Source organism: Streptomyces flaveus, assembly GCF_014647675.1.
Classification (GTDB): Bacteria; Actinomycetota; Actinomycetes; order Streptomycetales; family Streptomycetaceae; genus Streptomyces; species Streptomyces flaveus.
Map to the genome: position 1 here is coordinate 88,639 of NZ_BMPQ01000021.1, position 17,978 is coordinate 106,616.

Sequence of the window (17,978 nt, forward strand, 5' to 3'; positions counted from 1 at the left end):
GCCCGGTTACAGCTTGCGCAGACTCAGACGCTGCACCTTGTGATCGGGGCCCTTGCGCAGGACGAGGGTGGCGCGGCCGCGCGTGGGGGCCACGTTCTCCAGCAGATTGACCTTGTTGATGGTCCGCCACATCGTACGGGCGTAGTCGAGGGCCTCCTCCTCGGAGACCTGGGTGTACCTGCGGAAGTACGAGGACGGATTCTGGAAGGCCGTCTCGCGGAGCCTGCGGAAACGATTCAGGTACCAGCGCTCGATGTCCTCGGGACGGGCGTCGACGTACACGCTGAAGTCGAAGTAGTCGGCGAGGCCCACGCGGGTGCGGCCGTCCTTGCCGGGCAGGGCGGGCTGGAGGACGTTCAGACCCTCGACGATCAGGATGTCGGGGCGGCGCACGGTGAGCCGCCTGCCCGGCACGATGTCGTAGATCAGGTGGGAGTAGACGGGCGCGGTGACCTCGTCCTTGCCGGCCTTGATGTCCGCGACGAAACGGGTCAGGGCGCGTCGGTCGTACGACTCCGGGAAGCCCTTGCGCGACATCAGGCCGCGCGCCTGGAGCTCCTTGGTCGGCAGCAGAAAGCCGTCCGTGGTGACCAGTTCGACGCGCGGATGCTCGGGCCAGCGGGACAGCAGGGCCTGGAGGAGACGCGCGACGGTCGACTTGCCGACGGCCACGGAACCGGCGACCCCTATCACGAACGGGGTGCCGGACTGGGAGCCCTGCTCGCCGAGGAAGGTGTTCAGAGCGCCGCGCAGTCCGTCCGTGGCCTTCACGTACAGGTTCAGCAGCCGGGACAGCGGCAGGTAGATGTCCCGTACCTCGTCGAGGTCGATGACGTCGCCGAGGCCCCGCAGCTTCTCGACCTCGTCGGCGGTCAGCGGGAGCGGCGTCTTCTCGCGCAGCGCACTCCACTCTGCACGGGTGAGGTCGACGTAGGGAGTCGCCTCCGGCCTGGGCCGGTGGGCGCTCCGCGGGGACGTGGAGACCGAAGAGATCACAGTCCATTGTCACGGGAGCGGGGGCGCATCGGCGGGTGGGGTCCGTCACGTCTGGCTGTGGACGAGTTGTGGGGGAAGTATGGACCTGCGGGGCGGGCGGGGATACGGTCCGGGCACCGGGGAGCGAGCCGCCTTCCGGGGTCTTTGGGGGTTTGGGGGTTTCGGATGGCCGTGGCCATACGGATTCGTGATGCCGTACGACGAATATCTACGCGCGCTGACACGGACTTCGCGGGGCGAGTGAGCAGCGAGCTGGCGGCGGACCTGCCGGACGAGGACTTGGGGGAGTACCTCTACGACTGCATCGACCTGTACGAGATGGGCAGCAAGCCGCGGTGTGAGGAAGTGGAGTACCTGGAGTTGGTCCAGGACGCCATAGAGCGGGTCGAGCGGGGGCGCTGAGCGCTGGCTTGAACGGTTTTCGGGTGCGGGTGTGTGGGTGGCTGGTCGCGCAGTTCCCCGCGCCCCTGGGTTCGTTGGGGGTCGGGGTCGTGGGCCGGTGCGTCAGCCCGTCGCAGGGCGGGCATACGACCCTGGCCTGGTACACGGTCCTGGTTCTCCGAGACCGAAGCTAAGCGACGGGCATACGACGCACCGGCCCACGACCCCTCCCGCCGGAGGGAAGCTGCGGGTCGTTGGGGGTGCGGGCTTTCCCGGGGCCCGGGCTTGTTCGGGACACGGGGTCTTCGGGCCGCGGGAAGCCGCAGGCTTTTGCTTTTCAGGGGCGCGGGGAACTGCGCGACCAGCCACGACGCACTCGCAGCCGCGACACGACCTGTCACCCCACCCCGTGGCGGGGGCCTGGGGGCGCAGCCCTCCGTTTCGGGAAGGGGCGGGCCTGGGGAAAGAAACCTCTGCTTACGCAGCCTCGCGGTGCTGCCGCCCCTCCGGCGCAGGCGCCGGGTCCCGCGGCGGCGTAGACACGACGCGGGCGGCGGCGCCGGCCGCGAGCAGCTCCCGTACAGACACCCCGCCAAGCTCCGCAGGAACAGGGTCACGATCCGAAGTCGACATGGCCGCCTCCTGGGGCTCCGGGAGCAGACGTAGTTAGGTAACCCTAACCAGTACCGGTACCCATATGAACACGCCGAAGCCACCCCACGCAACCTCTTGCCGACGCCATGTCGGAACGTTACGAAACCCCGGCTCTCAAGCCGAAAGCACGCTCAGGTCCACGGCAGCCCACCGCTCCCCCACCCCGCGGAGCGTCACGTGCCGGACCTCGTCCGTCGTGTCTCCGACCGCCCGGTGGATGAAGACGTGCAGCCGCTCCTCGGTCAGCTCCTCGACCTTCCCCTCGCCCCACTCCACGACGATCACCGAGTCGGTCAGCGAGACATCGAGGTCGAGATCCTCCATCTCGTCCAGCCCACCGCCCAGGCGGTAGGCGTCGACGTGGACGAGCGGCGGCCCGTCACCGAGAGAGGGGTGCACGCGGGCGATCACGAAGGTGGGGGACGTGACCGCACCCCGTACGCCAAGTCCCTCGCCGAGCCCTCGGGTCAGCGTCGTCTTGCCCGCACCCAGCTCGCCGGTGAGCATCACGAGGTCGCCGGGGCGCAGGAGTTTGGCCAGGCGGCGGCCCAACTCCTGCATCTGGTCGGGGGAGTTGACGGTGAACTCGGTGGTGACGTACGGCATCGGCTGCTCAGCCGGGTTGTGCGGTGCTGCTGGTGCTTCCATAGCCACCCACCGTAGCGCCGGCCGGGACGGCTCCCGCGCGGGTGAGGAGGTCGGCGAGGCGGTCCGTGACGACCTCGGGGTGCTCCAGCATCACCAGGTGCCCGGCGTCCGGCACGAGCACCAGCTCGGCGTCCGGCAGCAGATCCGCGATCGCCTCGCTGTGCTCGCTCGGCGTGACGAGGTCCTTGACGCCGGACAGTACGAGGACGGGCAGCTCGGCGAAGTACGCCAGCGCCTCCGTCTTGTCGTGGTCGGTGAACGCCGGGTAGAACTCGGCGACCACATCGATCGGCGTGCCCTCGATCAGCCGCTCGGCGAACCGCGCGACCGCCGGGTCGATGTCCTTGGACGCGAACGAGTACCGCTTGATGATCCCGGCGAACAGATCGGCCGTGGCCCGCCGCCCTTTCTCCACCAGCTCGGCCCGCTGCCCCAGCGCCTTCAGCACGCCGGGCAGTACGCGCCGTACCGCGTTGACGCCAGCCACAGGAAGCCCGAAGTTGACCTCGCCGAGTTTCCCCGAGGACGTACCGACGAGTGCGACACCGACCACTCGCTCACGGATGAGGTCGGGGTACTGGTCGGCAAGGGCCATCACCGTCATTCCCCCCATCGAGTGCCCGACGAGCACGAGCGGCCCCTCGGGGGCGGCCTCGTCGATCACGGCCTTCAGATCGCGGCCGAGCTGCTCGATGTCGAGCGGCACACCGTCCTGGACCTGTGCGACACCGCGTCCGGAGCGGCCGTGGCTGCGCTGGTCCCAGTGGACGGTGCGTACGACTCCGCGCAGGGCGGCCCGCTGGAAGTGCCAGGAGTCCTGGCTGAGGCAGTAACCGTGGCTGAAGACGACGGTGACGGGGGCCGGGGCCTTGCGGCCGAACAGTCTGCGGCGGCGGGGGGTGAGCGTGGCGTCCTGCTCCACGTCGTCGATCTCGTAGTAGATCTCCGTGCCGTCGTCCGCGGTCGCCGTGCCGGGCATGCCGCGCAGTGCGCCGTACGGACCTGTCGAGTCGAGCGCGAGCCGGGCCTTCTGGCGCATGCCGCGGCCGACGGTGAGCCGCTCTATCGCGACTCCGGCGGCGGCGCCCGCGGCGACGACGCCTATCGCGGTGCCGACGATGCCCGCCCTACGCCAGTTCCCGGCGTTCCCCGCGGCGGCGCTCCCCGCGGCAGAGGCCACCGAGGCGACGGCCTCCGCCCTGCTCTCGCTCACGTACCGCTCCTCTTTGCCGGTGTGTGGTCCGGGGGCCGTCCCCCGAAAGCTGCGTACCCGTCTCGCGTGTTATTCACCCGATTCCTCCGAGGGCACCCCGGACCGCCCACACGGTCGGGTAAGCTGCCTGCCGTGCGTTGCGAGAACCAAGCGCGTACGCCGTGCTGATCGAGAGCCAAGACAGCACATGCACCTCCAAGCTTTGCGGTACGAACCCGGGCTGGTTTCAACCCGGCTGGTGTTGATCGTGGAAGACCTGTCGGGTCGCTGACCCGCGGGCGGCGTGAGCCAGGAATCCCCCTGCCTTCAGCTGGGGGAGGATTCAATATTCACGTAGACGCGCGGTACTCGGGTTCCGATCCGGGTCACGATTTCGTACGCGATCGTGCCCGCGGCCCGGGCCCAGTCCTCGGCGGTCGGCTCACCTTCATCGCCGGGCCCGAACAGCACCACCCGTTCCCCCACCGCCGGCTGGTCCCCGCCGAGGTCGACGGCGAACTGGTCCATCGCGACCCGCCCCGCCACCGTCCGCCACTTGCCGCCGGTCAGGACGGGCCCCGTGCCGGAGGCGTGCCGTGGGATCCCGTCCGCGTACCCCACGGGCACCAGGCCGAGGGTCGTGTCACCTGGCGTCACGTAGTGATGCCCGTAACTGACGCCGTGCCCTGCCGGAACGCGCTTCACCAGCGCGAGCGCGGCCGACAGCGTCATCACCGGCCGCAGCCCCAGCTCGGCCGCGGTGCCCAGTGCGGGGCTGGGCGAGATGCCGTATGTCGCGATTCCGGTGCGTACGAGATCGAAGTGGGTCTCCGGGAGTGTGAGCGTGGCGGGCGAGTTGGCGATGTGGCGCACTTCTGGCCGTATGCCCTTTTTCTCCGCGTATGTCACCATCTCGCGGAAGGCGGTGAGTTGGGCCCCGATGGAGGGGTGCCCCGGCTCGTCGGCGCAGGCGAAATGCGACCAGAGCCCGGTGACCCGGACCAGCCCCTCAGCCTCGGCCCGCAGGGCTGCCGCGACCAACTCGGGCCAGTCACCGGGCTGGCAGCCGTTGCGCCCGAGCCCGGTGTCGGCCTTGAGCTGGACCCGGGCGGTACGCCCCGCGGCGCGCGCGGCCCCGGCGGCTTCCCGCAAGGCCCAGAGCCCGCTGATCCCGAGGTCCACGTCGGCCTCGACGGCCGCACGCCAAGGGCCTCCAGGCGTCCACAGCCAGCACATGATCCGCCCTGGCAGCCCCGCCTCGCGCAGGGCCAGGGCCTCCTCGGGCGTGGCCGTCCCCAGCCACGTGGCCCCCGCGTCGAGCGCCGCCCGGGCACATCGCACCGCCCCGTGTCCGTACGCGTCCGATTTCACCACCGCCATGAGGGCAGCGGCGGGCGCGTGGGCGCGCAGAGTCCGCACATTGGCCCTCAGGGCGGCCAGATCGATCTCGGCGCGGGCACGCGCGGGTGCTGTCTCGTTCATCGCGCCCAGTGTCTCAGAGTGCGCTGACAGCTCCGCCGAGCCCGTACCGCTGTGAGCAGCGGGCTCGCCCGAGTACCGAGCCGGCGCCCGCGACGCCGCTGGGTACGCCAGACTCGGCGTATGCGTAGTGCGTACGGAGTGGAGACGGTGCGGGCGGCCGAGCGGGAGTTGATGGCGAGGCTTCCGGAGGGGGCGCTGATGCAGCGGGCGGCGGCCGGACTTGCCGCGGCCTGTGCGGAGTTGATGGGGCGGGTGTACGGCCGCCGGGTCGTTCTGCTGGTGGGCAGCGGGGACAACGGCGGAGACGCCCTGTACGCGGGAGCCCGCCTCGCCCGCCGCGGCGCGGGCGTCACGGCCGTACTGCTGTCTCCCGAGCGAACCCATCCGGGCGGGCTGGCCGCGCTGCGCCGGGCAGGCGGCAGGGCACTCGCGACCCGGCAGAAAGAAGACGCCGCAGCGGTCGAGCGGGCGATCCGTTCCGCCGATCTCGTGGTCGACGGAATCGTCGGGATCGGCGGCAAGGGCGGACTGCGCCCCGACGCCGCCCCCTTGGCCGAGTTGGCCGAGGCATCCCGCGCCGCCGTCGTCGCCGTGGATCTGCCGAGCGGTGTCGAGGCCGACACCGGTGAGGTACGTGGCGCGGCGATCCGTGCCGACCTGACCGTGACCTTTGGCACGCACAAGCCGGGGCTGCTGATCGACCCGGCACGGGAGTACGCCGGTTCGGTGCGGCTCGTGGACATCGGTCTTTCGCTGCCCGACGAGGCCGAGGCGGAGGCTCTGCAACATGCCGATGTGGCGGCGCTGTTGCCCGTTCCGGGCGCCGAGAGCGACAAATACCGGCGCGGCGTCGTAGGGATCGCCGCCGGGTCCTCGCGGTATCCCGGCGCGGCCGTACTCGCCGTGGCGGGCGCGCTGCGGGGCGGGGCGGGGGCCGTACGGTACGTCGGTCCCGCCGGGGACGCGGTGATCGCCCGCTTCCCCGAAACCCTCGTCTCGGACCAGGGCCCGAAGCGGGCCGGGCGGGTGCAGGCCTGGGTCGTCGGGCCGGGTGCCGGCGACGACGCGCAGAGCGTGGCGGAGGTGCTCGCCCAGGACGTACCCGTCCTGGTGGACGCGGACGGCCTCCGGCTCGCGGACCGGGATCTCGTACGGGCCCGGAAGGCGCCCACACTGATGACGCCTCACGCCGGTGAGGCCGCAGCCCTGCTCGGTGTGTCGCGGGGGTCGGTCGAGGCGGCGCGGTTGCACTCCGTGCGGGAGCTGGCGGAGCGGTACGGGGCAACGGTGTTGCTGAAGGGCTCGACCACGCTGGTGGCTTCGCCCGGGGGTGGGCCGGTCCGGGTCAACGCGACGGGGACGTCCTGGCTGGCCACGGCGGGCAGCGGTGACGTGTTGTCGGGGCTCGCCGGTTCGCTCCTGGCCGCGGGCCTGAGCGCCCTCGACGCCGGCAGCGTCGCCGCATACCTCCACGGGCTCGCGGGGCGGTTCGCGGCGGACGGGGCACCGATGGGCGCGCACGACGTGTCCGAGTCGATCCGCTCCGCGTGGCGGGACGTCATGAGCTGACGTGGTCCTGGAGGGACCGCTACCCCTCCGCGATCACCACCGCCGAAGCCACTCCCGCGTCATGGCTCAGCGACACATGCCAGGACCGCACGCCCAGCTCGGCCGCCCGCACGGCGACCGTCCCCGTCACCCGCAGCCTCGGCTGCCCGCTGTCCTCGACGACGACTTCCGCGTCCGTCCAGTACAGCCCGCTCGGCGCCCCCAGCGCCTTGGCGAGAGCCTCCTTCGCCGCGAACCGGGCCGCGAGTGAAGCGACCCCGCGCCGCTCGCCGCTCGGCAACCACAACTCCCGCTCGACGAAAAGCCGTTCCGCGAGCGCCGGTGTCCGCTCCAGCGAGGCCTGGAACCGTTCGATCTCGGCGACGTCGATCCCCACTCCGATGATCACGACTCAACCCTATGCCTATGCCTCCGGCGGTTGGGCAGGGGCGCCTACCCGAGGGGTGGGTTCGGTTCATGGGCGACTGCCGGTCCGTCGTGGCTGGTCGCGCCCACGCGGCGGAGCCGCAAATCGACACAGCCCCGCGCCCCTAAAAGCAAAAGCCTGCGGCTCCCCGCACCCGGAGCAAGCCCGTACCCCAGCCACGACGTGCCCGCGGCTTCCCTCCGGCGGGAGGGGTCGTGGGCCGGTGCGTCGTATGCCCGTCGCTTAGGTTCGGTCTCGGAGGACCAGGGCCTTGTACCAGGCCAGGGTCGTATGCCCGGCCTGCGACGGGCTGACGCACCGGCCCGCGGCCCCGACCCACCCACGGACCTCAGGGGCGCGGGGAACGGCGCGACCAGCCACAACGCACCCGCAGCCGCCAAACGAACCCCAACAACCCACCCCCGTAGGCCCCCCACCCCGTCGTAGGGGAGGTGCTACTCCACAACGACAACCTTCGTGCCGACCGTCGCGAACTCCCACATCGCATCCCCATCCGCCCGGGATTCCCGAATGCCACCCAGCTTCTTCCCGGGGTCGGGGGCCGAGGTCGACCCGTCCACCGCCGCACTGAACCCGATCGTCGTGCCGTCCACGTTCGCGAAGCGGACGACGTGTTCGACGGCTACTCCGTCGGAGCCGGTGATGGAGCCGGAGCGGGAGGTGACGGCGTACGTGTCGGGCGTGGGGTCGACCGTGCCGGGGGTGACCGAGAACGTGCGGCGCACCTTGTCGTTCGCGGCGACCAGCCAGACCCGGTCGGCCCGCACCGAGTAGACGACCCGCTGGCCCGTACCCGAGCGGCCGGGCAGCGCCGCCTCGGGCTGCTCGGCGCGCGGGGACTTCGGGGCGGACGCCGGGGGGGACGACGCGGTCCGCGGTGCGCCCAGGGTGTCCGGGACATTGGCGGACGCCTGGTAGGCGAGGAAGCCGACTGCGGCGATCGCCGCCACGGTGAGCCCGGCCACGAATCCCGAGCTGCTCCTAGCCACCTTGGGTGCCCACCTCTCGTACGGCATACGTGTCAATGTGACAGTTTGACGTGACGGTAGCAGGAGGGACGCGTGGGACTTGGGCGACGGTGTCTTCGCCCTGGGCGCCGTAGGCTGTTCGCGTGCTCTTGCTCGCTCTGGATACCGCCACCTCCGCCGTCACCGTCGCCCTGCACGACGGGACGTCCGTCGTCGCCTCGTCGAGTCAGGTGGACGCCCGTCGGCACGGAGAGTTGTTGCTGCCCGCCGTCGACCGGGTGCTCACCGAGGCCGGGCTGCGGCTCGACGCCGTCACCGGCATCGTTGCGGGCGTGGGACCCGGCCCGTACACCGGGCTGCGGGTCGGCCTGATGACCGCCGACACCTTCGGGCTCGCGCTGGGCGTGCCCGTGTACGGACTGTGCACGCTCGACGGACTTGCGTACGCGTCCGACATACAGGGCCCCTTCGTCGTGGCGACCGACGCACGGCGCAAGGAGGTCTACTGGGCGCGGTACTCCGATTCCCGTACGCGCGTCAGCGGGCCAGCCGTGGACCGGCCCGCCGAGATCGCCGAAGCCGTCGCGGGTCTGCCCGCGGTCGGGGCGGGCGCGCTGCTCTACCCCGACACCTTCCCGGATGTGTACGAGCCCGAGAACGTCTCGGCGGCGGCGCTCGCGTCCCTCGCGGCGGAGCGGCTGGCGAAGGGCGAGGAGCTCCCCGCCCCCCGGCCGCTGTACCTGCGCCGCCCCGACGCCCAGGTGCCCAAGAACTACAAGGTGGTCACCCCCAAGTGACTCCCGTGCTGCGCGAGATGCGCTGGTGGGACATCGATCCCGTACTGGCGCTGGAGAAGGCCCTCTTCCCCGAGGACGCCTGGTCGCGGGGGATGTTCTGGTCCGAGCTGGCCCATTCGCGGGGGGCGACGGCGACGAAGCGGTATGTCGTGGCGCAGGACGGTGAGCGGATAGTCGGGTACGGGGGACTCGCCGCCACCGCGGACGTGGGTGACGTACAGACCATCGCCGTCGCCCGTGACCAGTGGGGCACCGGGCTCGGTGCGCTGATCCTGACCGAGCTGCTGCGGGCCGCGACCACCTTCGAGTGTGCCGAAGTGATGCTCGAGTGCCGGATCGACAACATCCGTGCCCAGAAGCTGTACGAGCGCTTCGGCTTCGAGCCGATCGGCTTCAGGCGCGGCTACTACCAGCCGGGCAACGTCGACGCGCTCGTGATGCGCCTGCAAGATCCCTCAACCTCAGTGCAAGGAACCGAGATCCATGGCTGACGAACCACTAGTCCTCGGTATCGAGACCTCCTGCGACGAGACCGGCGTCGGCATCGTCCGCGGCAACACCCTGCTCGCGGACGCGATCGCGTCGAGCGTCGACGAGCACGCGCGGTTCGGCGGCGTCGTACCGGAGGTCGCCTCTCGCGCGCACCTGGAGGCGATGGTGCCGACCATCGAACGCGCTCTGAAGGAGGCGGGGGTGAGCGCGCGGGACCTGGACGGGATCGCCGTCACCGCCGGCCCGGGGCTCGCGGGCGCGCTGCTCGTGGGGGTTTCGGCGGCGAAGGCGTATGCGTACGCGCTGGGCAAGCCGCTGTACGGCGTCAACCATCTGGCGTCCCACATCTGTGTGGACCAGTTGGAGCACGGGGCGCTGCCCGAGCCGACGATGGCACTGCTGGTGTCCGGCGGGCACTCGTCGCTGCTGCTCTCCTCGGACATCACCTCCGACGTACGGCCGATGGGCGCGACCATCGACGACGCGGCGGGCGAGGCCTTCGACAAGATCGCGCGGGTGCTGGACCTGGGCTTCCCCGGCGGTCCGGTCATCGACCGGTACGCGCGTGAGGGCGACCCGGAGGCGATCGCGTTCCCGCGCGGGCTGACCGGGCCGCGCGATGCGGCGTACGACTTCTCCTTCTCCGGGCTGAAGACCGCCGTGGCGCGTTGGATCGAGGCGAAGCGGGCGGCGGGCGAGGAGGTGCCGGTGCGGGATGTGGCGGCATCCTTCCAGGAGGCGGTCGTGGATGTGCTGACGCGCAAGGCCGTGCGGGCGTGCAGGGACGAGGGTGTCGAGCACCTGATGATCGGCGGGGGCGTCGCGGCCAACTCGCGGCTGCGTGCCCTCGCGCAGGAGCGCTGCGAGGCCGCCGGGATTCAACTGCGGGTGCCGCGGCCCAAGTTGTGCACGGACAACGGTGCGATGGTGGCGGCGCTCGGCGCGGAGATGGTGGCCCGGAACCGGTCAGCCTCCGACTGGGACCTGTCGGCGGACTCCTCGCTGCCGGTGACGGAGCCGCATGTCCCTGGGCACACGCATGATCACGTGCATGAGGTGAGCAAGGAGAACCTGTACTCGTGACGGTCGCGTTGATGTGGGAGGCGCGGGCGGTGGCGGGCCGGGGCGAGGAACTGCTGGCCTGGGTCCGGGCGCAGGACCTCGCCGTGGGGCCTCTGCGCCGGGAGACCTTCCGGGCACCGCAGGACCGCGTCCTGGTCATCACGTGGTGGGATGCTCCGTACGATGCCGACCTTCCCGAACTGCCTGAACCAGACGGGGAGTTGGTGACGCGGGGGGTGCACAGGTGGCGGTTCGATTCTGTGGGTGCCGATTCTGTGGGTGCCGATCAGGGCGGATGGTGATCGTCCGACAGTCGTCGGGGCCACCTTCGTCGCGCACGCCGCCGCCCAGGCGGACCGACCCAGGCCACCCGGGCCCCTGTAGCCTTCATGCCGACCCCGGTTTTCCGGAAGACTGCTGCAAGGTTTCGGCAACGGAGGTGGGCGCGTGGCCCGGGAGAGCACCAAGAGCAAGGTGACCATCACCGAGATCGCCCGGCAGGCCGGGGTCTCGGTGCCCACTGTGTCGCGTGTCGTCAACGGCCGTTCCGACGTGTCGCCGGAAACCCGGGCCCGGATCGAGGACCTGCTCAGACACCACGGCTACCAGCGCAAGTCCTCCCCGCCGGGCGGCCGGGCGGTTCTCATCGACCTGGTCTTCAACGACCTCGACAGCCCCTGGGCCGTGGAGATCATCCGGGGGGTGGAGGAAGTCGCGCACGCCTCGGGTGTGGGCACGGTGGTGTCCGCCATCCATGGCGCGTCGGGCTCGGCGCGGCAGTGGATGACCAATCTGCGTACCCGCGCCTCGGACGGGGTGATCCTCGTGACCTCCGTCCTCGAACCCCGTATGCACGAGGAACTGCGGCGGCTCGGTGTTCCGATCGTCGTCGTCGACCCGGCGGGTTCGCCGTCCCTGGCCGCGCCGACCGTCGGCGCGGCCAACTGGGCGGGCGGCATGGCCGCGACGGAACACCTGCTCGGCCTCGGCCACCGCAGGATCGGCCTCATCGCCGGGCCCCAGCGGTTGCTGTGCTCGCGGGCCCGGCTCGACGGTTACCGCGCGGCTCTCGAAGGCGCGGACATCGCGGTCGACGACGCGTTGATCGTGCCGGGCGACTTCTACCACGCGTCCGGCTTCGACGGCTGCAACGCCCTGCTCGACCTGGACGAGCCGCCCACCGCCCTGTTCGCTGCCAGCGACCAGATGGCGCTCGGCGCGATCGAGGCGTTGCGGCGCCGAGGGCTCCGGGTGCCGGAGGACCTGAGCGTCGTGGGGTTCGATGACCTGCCGGAGGTCCGCTGGTCGGCGCCGCCGCTCACCACTGTGCGCCAACCCCTCGCGGACATGGGCAAGTTGGCGACCCGTACGGTGCTGCGGCTCGCCGCGGGCGAGGAGCCCGCGTCCCCCAGGGTCGAGCTCGCCACCGAGCTCGTCGTACGGGCGAGCACGGCGCCGTTCGCCCGGCACGTCCGACGTCCCTGACGAACCTGGGGCGCAGGCCGATCCACCCCGGTCTCGATAACTCCGATATTTGTCAGGAGCGTTGACATTCGCGTCACCGCGCCCGTAACTTCCGTGTGCACTTGACCGATAATTTTCGGCACTCTTCCGGAAGGTGTGCGATGCGAGCGTTGGGCAACACCTCACTCTCCCGCCGCGGGTTCCTGGCGGCCTCCGCGGCGACCGGCCTGGGGGCGGCCGCCCTGAGCGCGTGCGGTTCCTCGGACGGCGGGAACAGCTCCGGCAAGACCGAGATCGAGTGGTGGAACATCACCACCACCCAGCCCGCGAAGAAGCTGTGGGCCCAGCGGGCCAAGGAGTTCGAGGCCGCGCATCCCGACGTGAAGATCAAGATCGTGACGCTGGAGAACGAGGCGTACAAGTCGAAGATGACCGCGCAGACCGCCTCGGGGAAGCTGCCGGACATCTTCCACACCTGGGGCGGCGGTGTGCTCAAGCAGCAGATCGACGCCGGTCTGGTCGAGGACCTGACGGACAAGGTCTCCTCCTGGACGAAGGACTACCTGCCCGCCGCGCAGGCGCCCTTCCGGATCGAGGACAGGTCGTACGCCGTCCCCTTCGACGTCGGCATGGTCGGCTTCTGGTACAACAAGGCGCTCTTCAAGCAGGCCGGCATCGCGACCCCGCCCACCACCTGGTCCGGCTACCTCGACGCCGTCCAGGCCCTCAAGGACGAGGGCATCACGCCCATCGCGCTGGCCGGCAAGGAGAAGTGGCCCGGCATGTACTACTGGGCGTACCTCTCGATGCGGGTCGCCGGCCTCGACGCGATGCAGAAGGCCTCCGACGACGCCGACTTCACCGGCGAGGACTTCGTCAAGGCCGGCGAGCAACTGAAGGAACTCGTCGCCCTGAAGCCCTTCCAGAAGGGCTTCCTCGGCGCCGCTTACTCCACGCCCACCGGCGAGGCGGCCGCGGTGGGCAACGGCAAGGCGGCCATGGAGCTGATGGGCCAGTGGGCGCCGGTCGTCCAGGCGGATGCGGGCAAGGGCCTCGGCAAGGACCTCGGTTTCTTCTCCTTCCCCGAGGTGGAGGGCGGCAAGGGCGCGCTCACCGAGGTGTTCGGCGGGAGCAACGGCCACGCGGTGCGCAAAGGGGCGCCGGACGCCGCGGTGGAGTTCCTGAAGTTCTTCGCGGAGAAGGAGTTCGCGGAGAAGCTCGTCAAGGAGACCGGTCTTGTGCCGGTGTCCAAGGCCGCGCAGGGTGCGCTGACGGACCCCAACCTCATCGCCGTCTCGGACGCGCTCGGCAAGTCCACCGGCTTCCAGCTCTACCTCGACCAGGCCTACGCCCCCGCTGTCGGCCAGGAGATCAACGACAGCGTCGCCGCACTCATCGCGGGCTCCAAGTCGCCCGAGCAGGTGACGCGTTCGGTCACGCAGGTCGCCAAGAGCGAGGGCTGACGGCCGTCGATGACTCACCCGACCTCGACCTCGACCGCATCGACATCGGCATACGCGCCGGGGCTCGGCAAGTCTCCTGGCGCGGCGCCCGAGTCACCCGTACCGGCGACCCGGCCGTCCGCCCCGCACCGCCTGCGCGCCTGGCTCTCGGCCTTCGTCTTCACCGTCCCGGCCCTCGTCCTGTTCGGCCTGCTCGTCCTTGTGCCGATGGGCTACGCCTTCTACATCAGCTTCTTCAACTGGGGCGGATTCGGGACGCCCACAGACAGCGTGGGATTCGACAACTACACCCGGCTCTTCGACGATCCGGTCTTCCTGGGCGACCTGTGGCGCGGATTCCTGCTCATCGCGTTCTCCATCGTCCTCCAGCTGCCGTTCGCGCTCGCCATGGCCGTGCTGCTCAACCAGAAGCTGCGCGGCCGGGCCGTCTATCGGATGCTGTTCTTCGCGCCGTACATCCTGTCCGAGGTCATCACCGGTGTGCTGTTCAGCATGATCTTCGCGCCGGACGAGGGGCTCGCGGACAAGGTCCTCGACGCGGTCGGGCTCGCCGGTCTGGGCGGGGACTGGTTCGCGGGCCAGGACACCGTGCTGCCCACGCTGTTCCTCGTCATGACGTGGAAGTACTTCGGCTTCCACATGATGCTCTACCTGGCGGGCCTGCAGGGCATCCCGGCCGAGCTGCACGAGGCGGCGCGCATCGACGGGGCGAGCGCCTGGCAGCGCTTCCGTCACATCACGCTGCCGCTGCTCGCGCCGACCCTGAGGATCAGCGTCTTCCTGGCCGTGATCGGCGCCATCCAGCTCTTCGACCTGGTGTGGGTGATCACGGCGGGCGGCCCCGACCACGCCTCCGAGACCATGGTCATCAGCCTCTTCCAGTACGGCTTCAAGCGCTACCAGATGGGCTACGCCAGCGCCATCAGCGTGGCGATGTTCCTGATCAGCCTCGTCTTCGCCCTCGCCTACCAGCGCTTCGTGCTGCGCCGCGACACCGAAGGAGCCATCACCACCATGCGAGGTAACCGATGAGCGCGGTTGCGAAGACGGACGCGCCGAAGGCGAGCGCGCCCAGGACGAGCGCGCCGAAGACGAACGTGCCCAAGAGCGTCGTACGCCGCCGAAGGCTCCGCGCGATCCCCGTGTACGTGATCCTGTGGCTGGTCGGAGTGTTCATGGTCACTCCGCTCCTGTACGCCCTCGTCTCCGGCTTCAAATCGACCGACCAGCTCTCCAGCAACACCTTCGGCCTTCCGGACCCGTGGGTGACCTCGAACTACACGTCACTGCTCGGCTCGGGCGCGTTCTGGCGGGCCGTCGGCAGCAGCACCGTGATCGCTCTGGCCACCGCCGTGCTGACGGTGGGGGCGGCGGCGCTCGCCGCGTACGCGCTGGCCCGGTTCGCCTTCCGGGGACGGGAGTTGCTGTTCACCCTGTTCACGATGGGGCTGATGTTCCCCTTCGCGGTGGCGATCCTGCCGCTGTTCATCCTGCTGCGTTCTTTCGGGCTCCTCGACAACCCGTGGGGCGTGATCCTGCCCCAGGCGGCGTTCGGCCTGCCCTTGACGATCGTCATCCTGCGCGGCTTCTTCCGGGAGATACCGGGGGAACTGGAGGAGGCCGCGACGATCGACGGATGCTCGTCCTTCGGTTTCTTCTGGCGCATCCTGCTGCCGCTGGCACGCCCGGCACTCGGCACGGTCTCCGTCCTCGCCATCGTGGGGAGCTGGAACAACTTCCTGCTCCCGCTGCTCGTCTTCAGCGAACCCACCTGGTGGACGATCCCGGTCGGCATCCAGCAGTTCCAGGGCCAGTACGCCTCCGATGTGGCCCGCATCTTCGCGTACCTGACCCTCGCCATGGCACCCGCCCTGGCCTTCTACGCGGTCGCCGAACGCCAGCTGATCGGCGGCATCACACTCGGCGCGACCAAGGGCTGACCCGAACCCTGGCGGACGAATCCCCTAGATCCCCTTACGGATGTGAGGAGTTACATGATCCCCCCTTGGCAGGACCCCGCTCTGCCCGCAGGCGTCCGCGCCGCCGACCTGCTCGCCCGCATGACCCCGCAGGAGAAGATCGCGCAGCTCTACGGCGTCTGGCCCGGCTCGAACGAGACCCCGGGCGGGGACATGGCGCCGCTGCAGCACGCCCTGTCCGAGGACGTGGACCTCACCGAGCTGCTCCCACACGGCCTCGGCCAGCTGACCCGCCCCTTCGGCACGTCACCGGTCGAACCGGCCGAGGGCGTCGCCCGGCTGGCCTCCCTCCAGGAACGCGTCCGCGGCGCGAACCGCTTCCGGCTGCCCGCCCTCGCGCACGAAGAGTGCCTCACCGGCTTCACGGCCTGGCAGGCCACGATCTTTCCCACGCCGCTCGCCTGGGGCGCGAGCTTCGACCCGGCCCTGGTGAAGGAGATGGCGTCGGCGATCGGGGCCTCGATGAAGTCGGTCGGCATCCACCAGGGGCTGGCTCCCGTTCTCGACGTCGTACGGGATCCGCGCTGGGGCCGCACGGAGGAGTCGATCGGCGAGGACCCCTACCTCGTGGCGACCGTCGGCACCGCGTACGTCCAGGGCCTCGAGGAGGCGGGCATCGTCTCCACGCTCAAGCACTTCGCCGGGTACTCCGCCTCGCGCGGCGCCCGCAACCACGCGCCCGTGTCGATCGGGCCGCGCGAACTGGCGGACGTCCTCCTGCCGCCGTTCGAGATGGCCCTGCGGGACGGCGGCGCACGGTCCGTGATGGCGGCGTACAACGACATCGACGGGGTGCCCGCGCACGCGCACCGCCGACTGCTCACCGAACTCCTCCGGGAGGACTGGCAGTTCACGGGAACCGTCGTCTCCGACTACTTCGGCGTGTCCTTCCTGGAGACGGCGCACCAACTCGTGGACTCCCCGGCGGGAGCGGCGGCGCTCGCGCTCGCGGCGGGAGTGGACGTGGAACTGCCGGCGGTTCGCTGCCTGGGGTCGGGGCCCCTCGACGAGGAGCTGGTGGACCGGGCCGCGCTGCGCGTTCTGACGCAGAAGTGCGAGCTGGGGCTGCTGGATCCCGACTGGACGCCGCCCGCGGCACCATCCGCTCCGGTCGATCTCGATCCACCCCACATGCGGGTACTGGCACGGCGGCTGGCGGAGGAGTCGGTCGTCCTGCTGTCCAACGACCGCACACTGCCCCTCGCCCCCGAAGCGCGGCGGATCGCGGTCCTCGGCCCGCTCGCCGACGACCCGGCGGCCATGCTCGGCTGCTACACGTTCCCCCGCCACGTCCTCCTCGACCACCCCGAGGTTCCGACGGGGGTCGCCGTGCCGACGCTGCTGGAAGCGCTGCGCGCGGAGCTGCCGGACGTGGAGTTCGTGGACGATCCGGTGGCGGCCGAGCTGTGCGTGGTCGCGGTCGGCGACCGGTCGGGGCTGTTCGGGCGCGGCACGTCGGGTGAGGGCTGCGACGCGGCGGACCTCGAACTGCCCGACGGGCAGGGCGCGTTGCTGGACAAGGCGCTGGCATCCGGAACGCCGGTCGTCCTGGTCGTGCTCTCGGGCCGCCCCTATGCGCTCGGACGCTGGGCGGACCGGTGCGGCGCGGTGGTGCAGGCGTTCTTCCCCGGCGAGGAGGGAGGGCCCGCGGTGGCCGGCGTACTGTCGGGGCGGGTCAACCCGTCCGGGAGGCTCCCCGTGAGCGTGCCACGCGACCCCGCGGGGCAGCCCTGGACGTACCTCGCCCCGCCGCTCGGACAACGCGGAGAGGCCAGCAGCCTCGACCCCACGCCGCTGTTCCCGTTCGGACACGGGCTGTCCTACACGACGTACGACTGGCAGGAGCCGACGGTCGACGCCGACGCGTTCCCGACGGACGGCGAGACCACGCTGCGTCTGACAGTGCGCAACACCGGGAAGCGGCCCGGCGCGGAGCTCGTCCAGCTCTATCTCCACGACCCGGTCGGCAAAGTGGCCCGCCCGGTGGCCCGACTGGTGGGCTATGCGCGGGTGCCGCTGGAGGCGGGGGAGTCGGCGGAGGTCCACTTCACGTTTCCGGCGGACCTGGCCGCGTACACCGGGCCGGACGGCAACCGGATCGTGGAACCCGGAGAGCTGGAGCTGCGGTTGGCCGCGTCCTGCGCCGAGGGAGATGTGCGGCATGCGGTACCGGTCACGCTGACCGGGCCGGAGCGGGTGGTGGGCCGGGAGCGGCGGATGCGGTGTGAAGTACGGGTGAAGTGAGAGGGCCGAGCCGTGCCTCGGTTTCCCCTGTTCTGGCTCGTCCTGCCCTCGTTCTCCGGGGGTGTTCCCGGCGGGAGAGAGGAGGGAGCGAGACATGGCCGTCGCGGGCTCGGCCGCCGCCTCATCCGAAGGTAGCCGAATGTTTCGGATTGTGCTTCGA

General features: G+C 70.7%; 17 protein-coding genes. 11 read left to right on the forward strand and 6 right to left on the reverse strand.

Annotated elements, in window-relative coordinates; all coding sequences use genetic code 11:
* Window positions 1-6: 6 nt before the first annotated feature.
* Window positions 7-996: a type I pantothenate kinase gene (gene coaA, locus IEZ21_RS32075; RefSeq protein WP_033329154.1), complete on the reverse strand. Its 990-nt coding sequence runs from the start codon at window positions 994-996 to the stop codon at window positions 7-9.
* A gap of 240 nt (window positions 997-1,236) precedes the next feature.
* On the opposite strand from coaA, the gene IEZ21_RS32080 reads away from it, so the two are divergent.
* Entirely contained in the window at window positions 1,237-1,398 is a 162-nt protein-coding gene (locus tag IEZ21_RS32080) for a hypothetical protein (protein WP_308429660.1), read from the forward strand.
* Between the two features lie 747 nt (window positions 1,399-2,145).
* Here IEZ21_RS32080 and tsaE read toward each other — a convergent pair.
* The 3 genes from tsaE to alr all read right to left on the reverse strand — a co-directional run bounded on the left by tsaE (window position 2,146) and on the right by alr (window position 5,353).
* Window positions 2,146-2,679 (reverse strand): tRNA (adenosine(37)-N6)-threonylcarbamoyltransferase complex ATPase subunit type 1 TsaE, encoded by a 534-nt coding sequence (gene tsaE, locus IEZ21_RS32085; protein WP_189325334.1) that lies wholly within the window; start codon window positions 2,677-2,679, stop codon window positions 2,146-2,148.
* Window positions 2,645-3,892: an alpha/beta fold hydrolase gene (locus IEZ21_RS32090; RefSeq protein ID WP_189325335.1), complete on the reverse strand. Its 1,248-nt coding sequence runs from the start codon at window positions 3,890-3,892 to the stop codon at window positions 2,645-2,647. Before IEZ21_RS32090 ends, tsaE begins: the two co-directional genes overlap by 35 nt.
* Before the next feature lie 306 nt (window positions 3,893-4,198).
* Window positions 4,199-5,353: an alanine racemase gene (gene alr / locus IEZ21_RS32095; protein ID WP_189325336.1), complete on the reverse strand. Its 1,155-nt coding sequence runs from the start codon at window positions 5,351-5,353 to the stop codon at window positions 4,199-4,201.
* Window positions 5,354-5,473: 120 nt separating this feature from the next.
* On the opposite strand from alr, the gene IEZ21_RS32100 reads away from it, so the two are divergent.
* Window positions 5,474-6,922 carry an NAD(P)H-hydrate dehydratase gene (locus IEZ21_RS32100; protein ID WP_189325337.1) on the forward strand — a complete coding sequence of 483 codons (1,449 nt, stop codon included), beginning with the start codon at window positions 5,474-5,476 and terminating at the stop codon, window positions 6,920-6,922.
* Window positions 6,923-6,941: 19 nt separating this feature from the next.
* Here the strand turns inward: IEZ21_RS32100 and IEZ21_RS32105 are convergent, their stop codons facing one another.
* The gene (locus tag IEZ21_RS32105; protein ID WP_189325338.1) at window positions 6,942-7,310 is read right to left on the reverse strand and encodes a holo-ACP synthase; all 369 of its coding nucleotides are present in this window, start codon (window positions 7,308-7,310) and stop codon (window positions 6,942-6,944) included.
* A gap of 473 nt (window positions 7,311-7,783) precedes the next feature.
* Window positions 7,784-8,338: a L,D-transpeptidase gene (locus tag IEZ21_RS32110; RefSeq protein WP_189325389.1), complete on the reverse strand. Its 555-nt coding sequence runs from the start codon at window positions 8,336-8,338 to the stop codon at window positions 7,784-7,786.
* 122 nt (window positions 8,339-8,460) lie between these two features.
* Here IEZ21_RS32110 and tsaB point away from each other — a divergent pair, with 122 nt between their 5' ends.
* The 9 genes from tsaB to IEZ21_RS32155 all read left to right on the forward strand — a co-directional run bounded on the left by tsaB (window position 8,461) and on the right by IEZ21_RS32155 (window position 17,818).
* Window positions 8,461-9,114, forward strand: coding sequence for a tRNA (adenosine(37)-N6)-threonylcarbamoyltransferase complex dimerization subunit type 1 TsaB (gene tsaB / locus IEZ21_RS32115; protein WP_189325339.1), 654 nt, complete (start codon window positions 8,461-8,463; stop codon window positions 9,112-9,114).
* A 17-nt stretch (window positions 9,115-9,131) separates the two neighbouring features.
* Window positions 9,132-9,605 carry a ribosomal protein S18-alanine N-acetyltransferase gene (gene rimI, locus IEZ21_RS32120; RefSeq protein ID WP_189325390.1) on the forward strand — a complete coding sequence of 158 codons (474 nt, stop codon included), beginning with the start codon at window positions 9,132-9,134 and terminating at the stop codon, window positions 9,603-9,605.
* Window positions 9,598-10,689 carry a tRNA (adenosine(37)-N6)-threonylcarbamoyltransferase complex transferase subunit TsaD gene (gene tsaD, locus IEZ21_RS32125; protein WP_189325340.1) on the forward strand — a complete coding sequence of 364 codons (1,092 nt, stop codon included), beginning with the start codon at window positions 9,598-9,600 and terminating at the stop codon, window positions 10,687-10,689. The genes rimI and tsaD overlap by 8 nt, the downstream gene beginning before the upstream one ends.
* Window positions 10,686-10,970 (forward strand): hypothetical protein, encoded by a 285-nt coding sequence (locus IEZ21_RS32130; protein ID WP_189325341.1) that lies wholly within the window; start codon window positions 10,686-10,688, stop codon window positions 10,968-10,970. The genes tsaD and IEZ21_RS32130 overlap by 4 nt, the downstream gene beginning before the upstream one ends.
* A 145-nt stretch (window positions 10,971-11,115) precedes the next feature.
* Window positions 11,116-12,153: a LacI family DNA-binding transcriptional regulator gene (locus IEZ21_RS32135; RefSeq protein WP_189325342.1), complete on the forward strand. Its 1,038-nt coding sequence runs from the start codon at window positions 11,116-11,118 to the stop codon at window positions 12,151-12,153.
* A 149-nt stretch (window positions 12,154-12,302) separates the two neighbouring features.
* On the forward strand, window positions 12,303-13,595 hold the full coding sequence (locus IEZ21_RS32140) for an extracellular solute-binding protein (protein ID WP_189325391.1): 1,293 nt from the start codon (window positions 12,303-12,305) through the stop codon (window positions 13,593-13,595).
* 9 nt (window positions 13,596-13,604) lie between these two features.
* Window positions 13,605-14,627 carry a carbohydrate ABC transporter permease gene (locus IEZ21_RS32145; protein ID WP_189325343.1) on the forward strand — a complete coding sequence of 341 codons (1,023 nt, stop codon included), beginning with the start codon at window positions 13,605-13,607 and terminating at the stop codon, window positions 14,625-14,627.
* 143 nt (window positions 14,628-14,770) lie between these two features.
* Window positions 14,771-15,535: a carbohydrate ABC transporter permease gene (locus tag IEZ21_RS32150; protein ID WP_245685580.1), complete on the forward strand. Its 765-nt coding sequence runs from the start codon at window positions 14,771-14,773 to the stop codon at window positions 15,533-15,535.
* 54 nt (window positions 15,536-15,589) lie between these two features.
* Window positions 15,590-17,818: a beta-xylosidase/alpha-l-arabinosidase gene (locus tag IEZ21_RS32155; protein ID WP_189325344.1), complete on the forward strand. Its 2,229-nt coding sequence runs from the start codon at window positions 15,590-15,592 to the stop codon at window positions 17,816-17,818.
* Window positions 17,819-17,978 lie beyond the last annotated feature (160 nt).

Excerpts from the sequence above, each read along its gene's own strand:
- tsaE (WP_189325334.1), bottom strand. The coding sequence starts at position 2,679 with ATGGAAGCACCAGCAGCACCGCACAACCCGGCTGAGCAGCCGATGCCG.
- alr (WP_189325336.1), bottom strand. The coding sequence starts at position 5,353 with ATGAACGAGACAGCACCCGCGCGTGCCCGCGCCGAGATCGATCTGGCC.
- IEZ21_RS32100 (WP_189325337.1), top strand. The coding sequence starts at position 5,474 with ATGCGTAGTGCGTACGGAGTGGAGACGGTGCGGGCGGCCGAGCGGGAG.
- rimI (WP_189325390.1), top strand. The coding sequence starts at position 9,132 with ATGCGCTGGTGGGACATCGATCCCGTACTGGCGCTGGAGAAGGCCCTC.
- tsaD (WP_189325340.1), top strand. The coding sequence starts at position 9,598 with ATGGCTGACGAACCACTAGTCCTCGGTATCGAGACCTCCTGCGACGAG.
- IEZ21_RS32145 (WP_189325343.1), top strand. The coding sequence starts at position 13,605 with ATGACTCACCCGACCTCGACCTCGACCGCATCGACATCGGCATACGCG.
- IEZ21_RS32150 (WP_245685580.1), top strand. The coding sequence starts at position 14,771 with ATGGTCACTCCGCTCCTGTACGCCCTCGTCTCCGGCTTCAAATCGACC.
- IEZ21_RS32155 (WP_189325344.1), top strand. The coding sequence starts at position 15,590 with ATGATCCCCCCTTGGCAGGACCCCGCTCTGCCCGCAGGCGTCCGCGCC.